The 395-nt window shown below is 65.6% G+C and carries 1 pseudogene; it reads left to right on the top strand.

Features of this window, described 5'->3' with window-relative positions:
* Nucleotides 1-395 (top strand): annotated as a pseudogene (locus NPS47_RS25475) (toxin VasX); the annotation flags it as partial.

The raw sequence follows: 395 nt of genomic DNA, 5'->3' as shown, positions 1-395 counted from the left end.
GCCGAGCAGGTCATCGCCGAACTCATCCCCGCCAGCTACGCCCGCTCGATGAAGGCCGATCAGAAAAACGGCGGAGACGATACCGCCGCGCTGGGCGCAGTGGTGATGAAAGAGCCGACAACCGCCAATATCAACGCCTACACCGCGGCGATGCACCGCTCACGGGAACGGGAGAAGGTCATCGCCCAACACCCCGAGGCCAGCGACGTGGCGCCGGGCCAGTGGAGTGCCGAGCGCTGGGACGGCCAGGGCACTCAGGATTGGCTGGAAACCGCCAGCACCCAGGCCAATGGCTTGTTCCCGGTCTTTGCCTGCCTGGACGACGACCTCGGCGTGCTGCGCGATATCAACCATGAGCAGGAGTGGCTGGAAGCCCGTCACGAACAGTGGACCGG

Origin of the sequence: Pseudomonas putida (assembly GCF_028682475.1) — a bacterium.
GTDB classification, from domain to species: Bacteria; Pseudomonadota; Gammaproteobacteria; order Pseudomonadales; family Pseudomonadaceae; genus Aquipseudomonas; species Aquipseudomonas putida_AG.
The sequence above is the reverse complement of the archived record's forward strand: the minus strand, read 5'-3'. Positions and strand labels throughout refer to the sequence as shown.